The following is an 8,180-nucleotide window of genomic DNA, read 5'->3' as shown; positions in this document are numbered from 1 at the left end:
CGAGCTGCTGGCCCTCGACGCCGATTGCGTGATGTACAGCCCGCTGATTCCCAACGATGACGAGGTCATCGCGATCCTACGGTCGGGCAAGAACATCGTGACACCGGTGGGCTGGGTGTACCCCGACCCCGGCAACCCCCGTCACCGGGCGGTGGCCGACGCCGCCGTCGAAGCCGGGGTGACACTGCACGGGTCCGGCATCCATCCCGGCGGCATCACCGAGCGCTTCCCGCTGATGATCTCCTCGCTGTGCTCGGCCGTCACGCACGTCCGCGCCGAAGAGTTCTCCGACATCCGCACCTACAACGCGCCGGACGTGGTGCGCCACATTATGGGCTTCGGTGGTACACCCGAGGAAGCCATGGGAGGGCCGATGGCGGGGCTGCTGGAAGCCGGCTTCAAGCAGTCGGTGCGAATGATCGCCGACCACATGGGCTTTCGGATCGACGCCAACATCAGGACGATCCAGGACGTCGCGGTGGCCACCGCTGAGATCGACTATGCCCCGTTCCCGATCACGAAAGGCAGCGTCGCCGCGCGCCGGTTCCGCTGGCAGGCACTGGTCGACGGCGAGCCGGTGATCACCGCGGCGGTCAACTGGCTGATGGGCGAGGAAAACCTCGAGCCGGCATGGGATTTCGGCGGCACCGGTGAACGCTTCGAAGTGGAGGTCACCGGTGACCCGCCGGTGAAGCTCACCTTCAAGGGCCTACAGCCAGAGACGATCGCCGAAGGCCTGGTAAAGAATCCGGGCGTGGTGGTCACGGCCAACCACTGCGTCAACGCCATCCCCGACGTCTGTGCCGCCGAACCCGGCATCAAGACCTACCTGGACCTGCCGCTGTTCGCGGGCCGGCCGGCCCCGGGCCTGGTGACGTGAGCTACACCCATCCGGGCTCGATGCGCGGTCACGTCGCGATCATCACCGGTGCCGCCCAGGGCGTCGGAAAAGGAATCGCCGAGGCACTGTTGCGACGGGGGGCGTCGGTGCTGCTGGTCGACATCCAAGACGACAAATTGGGCGTCACGACCGAGGAACTCCAAGCGCATGGGCCGGTCCAGAGCTTCGTCGCCGATTTGCGTGATCCCGAAGCGGGCCAAAGTATTACCGCGGCGGCCGTCGACGCCTTCGGCACGGTGCACGGACTGGTCAACAACGCCATCGCCACCAACGAACCCAAGGCATTCGTGGACATCACCGGCGAGGACTTTGCTCTCGGGCACGAGGTCGGGCCGCGCGCGAGTTTCCTGCTGATGCAGGCCGTGCATCCGCTGATGGTCGCGAACGGCGGGGGGTCGATCGTCAACCTGGGCTCGGGCACCGGCACCGGCGGCGAACCGAAATGGGGTGGATACGCCGCCGCCAAGGAGGCCATTCGCGGGCTGTCGAAAGTCGCTGCGCTGGAATGGGGTCGGGACAACATCCGGGTCAACGTCGTCTGCCCGTTCGCGGATTCCGACGGTGTCAAGTTCTGGAAGTCGTTCGCCCCCAAGGAATACGACAAGGCCGTGGCGCGCGTTCCGATGAAGCGGATCGGCGATGTTCGCGACGACGTGGGTGCGTTGGTCGCGTTCTTGCTCGGCAGCGACGCGACGTTCATCACCGGGCAGACCATTCACGTCGACGGCGGCATCGGCAGCTTTCGATGACCGAAACACTGCGCGACCGACAACGCGCGCAGATTCGGGCCGAAATTCGCCGCGCCGCCTTCCGGTTGTTCATCGAGCGCGGCTATGACGCCGTCACGACTGAGGAAATCGCCTCGGCCGCAGGGGTTTCGCCGCGCACATTTTTCCGCTACGTGCCGACAAAAGAGGAGTTGCTGCTGGCGCCGGTTCGGTACGGCGGCGCCGCGATCGTCGGACTACTCGAAGAACGACCGGCCGACGAGCGGCCCGACGAGGCGCTGATCACTGCGATCATCACCCGAACCAGGTCGTTCGGCACCGCCGACACCGAAGAGTGGCGGGCGGCCCTGCTGGTCGCCCCCGACTTGCTCGGCAAGTTGACCGTGCATTTGCCCGCCGACAAGGAACGCGCCACCAGGTTGGTTGCCGCCCGGATGGGGGCCGACGCCGACCGCGATATCCGTCCGGCCCTTTTGGTTCAATTAGCCTTTGCTGCGGCTGATTTCGCGTTCCAGCGGTGGGTGCGCCAGTCGGCGAAGAAACCGCGGGCACTGGATCGTTATGTCACCGAAGCGCTCGAGGCCGTCAAGAGCCCACATTGGGAGAGAAAGCGATGAGAAGCAAGGCGCACTCGCTGGCGCTGGTGGTGGTGGCTTATGCCGCCGCGATTGCGGTCGGCGCGGGCTGGCTGCGGTGGGGTATGCACACCGGCCAACTGGTGCTGGACACGCTGTACGCCGATGTGCTGGCCACGTTGGTGATCTTCGCGTTCAGCCGGGCCTACCGGAATTCGAGTTTCTACGACGCCTACTGGAGCGTGATTCCACCGTTGCTGCTGTTCTATTGGTGGAGCCAATCCGGTGTGCAGCAGTTGCGGTGCTGGCTGATCGCGGTGGTCGTGGTGCTGTGGGCGATCCGCCTTACTGCCAATTGGTTGGATGGCTTTCCCGGCCTTCACCATGAAGATTGGCGCTACCCGATGTTCCGCGAGAAGGCCGGTCGGTGTGAATTCGTCGTCGACCTGGTGACCATTCACCTCATCCCGACGCTGCTGGTGTTCGCCGGCATGCTGCCGGTGTATGCGGTGGTGACCTGGCCGCGTGGCGACATCGGCTGGCTGACTGATGTGGCGTTCGTGGTGGGGTTGGCCGCGGTGGTACTGGAGTTGGCTGCCGATGTGCAGATGCACCGCTTCGTCCGTCGTAAAGCGGAGGGCGAGGAAGGCGCAGCGATGGACCGCGGGCTGTGGTCGTGGTCGCGGCATCCGAACTACTTCGGGGAGTTCGGCTTCTGGGTCTCGCTGGCGCTCTTCGGGGTGGCCGTCTCGCCGCCGGACGCGTGGTGGCTGTGCCTGGGCGCGTTGGGCATGCTGGGTATGTTCCTCGGCGGCAGCATCCCGATGATGGAGACGCGCAGCCTCCAGCGGCGACCCGAATATCAAGACGTGATCGACCGGGTGTCGAAGTTCGTGCCGCGCCCGCCCCGCCGCGTCTAGCAGGCGGTCGGATAAGACTCGCAGTACGGCGTCGTTCCGGGGAACTTGTACCGGTGCCCGACCACCCATCGGTAGACGACGTCCTCGAGCACTCGAATACCGGGAATTCGGTAGATCGCCAGCGGAACTCGACTGCCGATCGCAGTCGAGACAGCGGCGTTGACGGCCTCGGCGCCGGAGTACATCGTGCCGGCCGAGTCCAGCCATCGCACCGCATCCAGCAGGCTGGCCGGCGCGACGCCGAGGCGGTCGGCGACGCCGGGGCCCTGGAGCGGCTCGGTCCGTATCCTGCCGGTGCGGTCGAATTTCAGCAGCAAATCCCGCGAACGGGTGCACATTCCGCATGCCCCGTCGAAATACAGTGTGCCCATCAATGGTGCAGGCCTCATCGGGCGACCCCCTGCCGTGACCGCAGTTGCACTACCGAGCCTACGCCGGTCGGAGGGCGTCGCGCTCGGATGCCGGCGACCGCGAACACGATGCCGGTGCCGATCTCGGCAGCGGCGCTGTCACCGGAGAACCACGTCACGTTGATGCGTGGGCCGGACACAAAACTGTCCTGGTAAGCGGGAAAGTAACTCGGCAACAGGTGCGCGTAGGTGAAGAGGATGGCGCTGCCGAAGCCGACCGCGATTGCCGCTTCCGGTGCCCTGCGGTGACCGGTGACGGCCATCAGGACGGCGACTACGACGAATAAGCCCTGAATCATGCCACCGACCATGATCGCGTGTGGTGACGCTGCCATGCCCCGGCGCAGGTGATCACCGACGTGGACGGCCCAACCGACAGCGAAAAGTATTGCCGCCCAGCGCAGCGGACGCTTGGCGGAGCCTGGTTGCTCTGATAGCTGACTTGTCATCGCGGATCACCGTCCTCAACGCCTGACATCCATTCTACTACTACGCAGAGTAGTAATCAAGAATTCTGGCAACAAGGTTTACAACGAACAGGAGCCATCGGGCTAGAACACGTTCTAGTCTTGCCGCCATGGGATTTCTGAAACAGGACACCCCGCAGGTCGACTTCGAGGAGTGGAGCAAGGGCACCCGCTCCGAGAAGATCATTCCGATGGCCCGGCACTGGGCCGAGGTCGGCTTTGGCACGCCAGTGCTGCTGCACCTGTTCTACGTCGTCAAGATCGTGCTGTACATCCTGGCGGCCTGGCTACTGGCGCTGACCACCGACGGCATCCACGGGTTCACCGATGTGGCGCACTGGTATGCCGAACCGATCGTGTTCGAGAAGGTCGTGCTCTACACGATGCTGTTCGAAGTGGTCGGTCTCGGCTGCGGCTTCGGCCCGCTGAACAACCGCTTCTTTCCGCCGATGGGCTCGATCCTGTACTGGCTGCGGCCCGGCACCATCCGACTGCCACCGTGGCCAGACCGGGTTCCGTTGACTAGGGGCGATAGTCGGACCCTGTTCGACGCGTTGCTCTACGGCGCGCTGCTGGTGCTGCTGGTGATCGCGGTCTTTTCCGACGGCACCGGCCCAATGCCGGCGCTGGGCACGACGGTCGGAGTGCTGCCGGCCTGGCAGATCTGGGCGGTGCTGGGCGTGCTGGCGGTGCTGGGACTGCGCGACAAGGTCATCTTCCTGGCCGCCCGCGGCGAGGTGTATGCATCGTTCACGGTCACCTTCCTGTTCGCCGGCTACGGCGTGGACATGATCCTGGCGGCCAAGCTGGTCTGCCTGGTGATTTGGCTCGGCGCGGCGACATCCAAACTCAACAAGCACTTTCCGTTCGTGATCTCGACGATGATGAGTAACAACCCGGTGTTCCGGCCACGGTTCATCAAACGCAGGTTCTTCGAACACTTTCCAGATGATCTGCGACCGGGCCGGCTGTCGCGATGGCTGGCGCATTTCAGTACGGCGATCGAGGGTCTGGTGCCATTGGTGTTGTTCTTCAGTCACGGCGGCCCAGCGACCGCGATCGCCGCGTTCGTCATGCTGTGTTTCCATTTCGGCATCTTGTCGTCGATCCCGATGGGGGTGCCCTTGGAGTGGAACGTGTTCATGATGTTTTCCGTGCTCGCACTGTTCGTCGGGCACGCCTCGATCGGCCTGAGCGACCTGACCACCCCGCTGCCGGTGCTGCTGTTTGCGGTCGTGACCGGCACCGTCGTGACGGGAAACCTGTTGCCGCGCAAGGTATCCTTCCTGACCGGCATGCGCTACTACGCCGGCAACTGGGACACCACCCTGTGGTGCATCAAGTCGTCGGCGGAGGCGAAGATCGTCGACAACATTGTCGCGATCGCCAGCATGCCGGCCGCACAGCTGGAGAAGTTCTACGGCAGCAAGGAAGCCGCGCAGATCCCGATGTACATGGGATATGCCTTCCGCGCGTTCAATACGCACGGTCGGGCGTTGTTCACCTTGGCGCACCGCGTGATGGCCGGCCATAACGAGGACGACTACGTGCTGACCGACGGTGAGCGCGTCACCAGCACCGCGATCGGCTGGAACTTCGGCGACGGCCACTTCAGCAACGAGCAATTGGTCGCGGCGCTGCAGAAGCGCTGCCACTTCGAGCCCGGCGAGGTACGGGTCGTGATGCTCGACGCCCAGCCGGTCCACCGGCAGACCCAGCAGTACCGGTTGGTCGACGCTGCCACAGGTGAATTCGAGCGCGGCTACGTCCATGTCGCCGACATGGTGACGCGGCAACCTTGGGCCGACGACGTGCCGGTACACGTGCAGTCGGCTACCGCCCGCCGAGCGTGAAACCGTTGCGAGAATTCAGCGATTTTTTCGCAACAGTTTCACGCTCGACGCGCGCGCTCAGGCGTCGGCGCGGACCTTCTTGGTCGCCTCGACCAGGTTCGCCAAAGACGCATTCACCTCATCGGAGTTGCGGGTCTTCAGGCCACAGTCCGGGTTGACCCAGAGCCGGTCAGCCGGAACGGCTTTCAGCGCCTCGTGCAAGGACCTGGTGATCTCGTCGGTGCTCGGCACCCGCGGCGAGTGGATGTCGTAGACACCAGGCCCGACGCTGTTCGAGAAGCCGATCGCATTGAGGTCGTTGAGCACCTCCATGTGTGAGCGGGCCGCCTCGATCGAGGTGACGTCGGCGTCGAGGTCGGCGATCGCACCGATCACCTCACCGAACTCCGAGTAGCACAGGTGCGTGTGGATCTGTGTCGAGTCCTCTACGCCCGACGTCGCCAGCCGGAACGCGGCGACCGCCCAGTCCAGGTAGGCCTGCTTCTCAGAGTCGCGCAGCGGCAACAGCTCTCGCAACGCGGGCTCGTCGACCTGGATCACCGCGATACCGGCCGACTGCAAATCCACTGTCTCGTCGCGGATCGCCAGCGCCACCTGGTTGGCGGTGTCGGCAAGCGGCTGGTCATCCCGCACGAACGACCACGCCAGGATCGTCACCGGACCGGTGAGCATGCCCTTGACCGGCTTGTCGGTCAGCGACTGCGCATACTCGGCCCACTCCACCGTCATCGGGTGCCGGCGGGTCACGTCGCCGAAGAGAACCGGCGGACGCACGCAGCGGCTGCCGTAGGACTGCACCCAGCCAAGCTTGGTGGCGAAGAAGCCGTCCAGTTGCTCGGCGAAGTACTGCACCATGTCGTTGCGTTCCGGCTCACCATGCACCAGCACGTCAAGCCCGAGCTTCTCCTGCAGCGTGATCACATCAGCGATTTCGGCCCGCATCCGGCGGGTGTACTCGGCGTCGTCGATCTCGGCGGCGACCAGCGCGGCACGGGCCTTTCGGATCTCGACGGTCTGCGGGAACGACCCGATGGTGGTCGTCGGCAACGGCGGCAGGTGCAGCCGCTCCATCTGAGCCTCACGACGTTTCGCGGCCGGTCCGCGTTCGGTGCCGCCGGACTTGGCGATCGAGTCGAGGCGTTCGCGCACCGTGCTGTTGTTCAGCCGTGGGTCGTTCTTGCGCGACGCGACCGCCGCGTTGGACTGCGCGATCTCGTCGGCCACCGCATCGCGACCGTCCTTCAGCGCCTTGGCCAACGTGACAACCTCGTGCACCTTCTCGGCGCCGAACGCCAGCCAGCTGCGCAGCGCGTCGTCCAGGTCGGTCTCGGGCTCCAGCGAATACGGCACATGCAGCGTCGAGCACGACGTCGAGACGGCAAGGGCTCCAACCGAACCGAGCAGGCCGGCCAGCGTGCTCAGGGCCGCCTGCAGGTCGGTGCGCCAGATGTTGCGACCGTCGACAATGCCGGCCACCAACATCTTGGCGCTCAACTCCGGCACCGCGACGATCGCGGTGTCGGCGCCGTAGACCAAGTCGACACCGATCGCCTCGACCGGCGTACGCGCCAGAGCGGGCAACGTGGCGCCAGGGTCGCCGAAGTAGGTGGCCACGTGGATCGCGGGCCGGTGCTCTAGTGCTCCCAGCGTGTTGTACGCGCGCTCGGCGAAAGCCGCGGCGTCGGCCGAGATGTCGGTCACCAGCACCGGCTCGTCGATCTGGACCCACTGCGCCCCCTGGTCGGCGAGTTGGCCGAGCAGGTCGCTGTAGAGCGGAACCAGCTCGTCGAGCCGCTCGATCGGCGCGCCCGCGCCGTCGACCGCCTTGCTCAGCAGCAGAAACGTGACCGGTCCGATGATCACCGGGCGGGCCGGAATGCCTTGCTCGTGGGCCTCTTCGAGCTCTGAAAGTACCTTGTCCGGGTGTAGGGAGAACTCGGTGTTCGGCCCGATCTCCGGGACGATGTAGTGGTAGTTGGTGTCGAACCACTTGGTCATCTCCAACGGCGCAATGTCCTCGGTGCCGCGGGCCGCGGCGAAGTAGCGATCCAGGTCATCCGCGACGACCTCGACGCGCGAGGGCAGTGCGCCCAGCAGCGCCGCGGTGTCCAGCATCTGGTCGTAGTAGGAGAAGGTGTTCACCGGCACCGAGTCCAGGCCCGCGTCGGCCAGCTGCGCCCAGGTGTCGCGGCGGATGGTGGCGGCGCCGTGTTCCCGCTCTGCGCGGCGGATGTTTCCCTTCCCGTCGCTCTCGGTGGCGCGCTTGTGTTCGCGCTTCGGGCCGATGCGCGGTGAGCCGGTAACGGTGGCGGTATATGGTGTTGCG

8 protein-coding genes are annotated in these 8,180 nt (G+C 65.4%); 5 read left to right on the top strand and 3 right to left on the bottom strand.

Annotated features, from left to right (window positions below; all coding sequences use genetic code 11):
* The 4 genes from AC2VOU_RS01150 to AC2VOU_RS01135 form a co-directional block, all read left to right on the top strand.
* The coding region (locus AC2VOU_RS01150) for an NAD(P)H-dependent amine dehydrogenase family protein (protein WP_486955699.1) at positions 1-880 on the top strand (880 nt) is incomplete at its 5' end.
* The gene (locus AC2VOU_RS01145; RefSeq protein WP_486955698.1) at positions 877-1,650 is read left to right on the top strand and encodes an SDR family NAD(P)-dependent oxidoreductase; all 774 of its coding nucleotides are present in this window, start codon (positions 877-879) and stop codon (positions 1,648-1,650) included. The genes AC2VOU_RS01150 and AC2VOU_RS01145, both read left to right, overlap by 4 nt.
* Positions 1,647-2,246, top strand: a complete 600-nt coding sequence (locus tag AC2VOU_RS01140) for a TetR family transcriptional regulator (RefSeq protein ID WP_486955697.1) — start codon at positions 1,647-1,649, stop codon at positions 2,244-2,246. The genes AC2VOU_RS01145 and AC2VOU_RS01140 overlap by 4 nt, the downstream gene beginning before the upstream one ends.
* Positions 2,243-3,124 (top strand): DUF1295 domain-containing protein, encoded by an 882-nt coding sequence (locus AC2VOU_RS01135; RefSeq protein ID WP_486955696.1) that lies wholly within the window; start codon positions 2,243-2,245, stop codon positions 3,122-3,124. Before AC2VOU_RS01140 ends, AC2VOU_RS01135 begins: the two co-directional genes overlap by 4 nt.
* Here the strand turns inward: AC2VOU_RS01135 and AC2VOU_RS01130 are convergent.
* Together AC2VOU_RS01130 and AC2VOU_RS01125 are read right to left on the bottom strand one after the other, a co-directional pair.
* Entirely contained in the window at positions 3,121-3,513 is a 393-nt protein-coding gene (locus AC2VOU_RS01130) for a thiol-disulfide oxidoreductase DCC family protein (protein ID WP_486955695.1), read from the bottom strand. The two genes, AC2VOU_RS01135 and AC2VOU_RS01130, sit on opposite strands and share 4 nt — an antisense overlap.
* Positions 3,510-3,983 (bottom strand): hypothetical protein, encoded by a 474-nt coding sequence (locus AC2VOU_RS01125; RefSeq protein ID WP_486955694.1) that lies wholly within the window; start codon positions 3,981-3,983, stop codon positions 3,510-3,512. The genes AC2VOU_RS01130 and AC2VOU_RS01125 overlap by 4 nt, the downstream gene beginning before the upstream one ends.
* A gap of 128 nt (positions 3,984-4,111) precedes the next feature.
* Between AC2VOU_RS01125 and AC2VOU_RS01120 the strand changes: the two genes are divergently transcribed.
* Positions 4,112-5,854, top strand: coding sequence for a DUF3556 domain-containing protein (locus tag AC2VOU_RS01120; protein ID WP_486955693.1), 1,743 nt, complete (start codon positions 4,112-4,114; stop codon positions 5,852-5,854).
* A gap of 57 nt (positions 5,855-5,911) precedes the next feature.
* Here the strand turns inward: AC2VOU_RS01120 and metE are convergent.
* Positions 5,912-8,180: 5-methyltetrahydropteroyltriglutamate--homocysteine S-methyltransferase (gene metE, locus AC2VOU_RS01115; RefSeq protein WP_486955692.1), on the bottom strand; the 2,269-nt coding region annotated here is incomplete at its 5' end.

It is taken from the genome of Mycobacterium sp. TH-M25 (assembly GCF_057473665.1).
Note: the sequence above shows the minus strand (reverse complement) of the source record. Positions and strands in the feature narration are given on the sequence as shown.

What these genes read in the sequence shown, in the direction of transcription:
- AC2VOU_RS01120 (WP_486955693.1), top strand. Translation starts at nt 4,112, where the DNA reads ATGGGATTTCTGAAACAGGACACCCCGCAGGTCGACTTCGAGGAGTGG.
- AC2VOU_RS01125 (WP_486955694.1), bottom strand. Translation starts at nt 3,983, where the DNA reads ATGACAAGTCAGCTATCAGAGCAACCAGGCTCCGCCAAGCGTCCGCTG.
- AC2VOU_RS01140 (WP_486955697.1), top strand. Translation starts at nt 1,647, where the DNA reads ATGACCGAAACACTGCGCGACCGACAACGCGCGCAGATTCGGGCCGAA.
- AC2VOU_RS01135 (WP_486955696.1), top strand. Translation starts at nt 2,243, where the DNA reads ATGAGAAGCAAGGCGCACTCGCTGGCGCTGGTGGTGGTGGCTTATGCC.
- AC2VOU_RS01130 (WP_486955695.1), bottom strand. Translation starts at nt 3,513, where the DNA reads ATGAGGCCTGCACCATTGATGGGCACACTGTATTTCGACGGGGCATGC.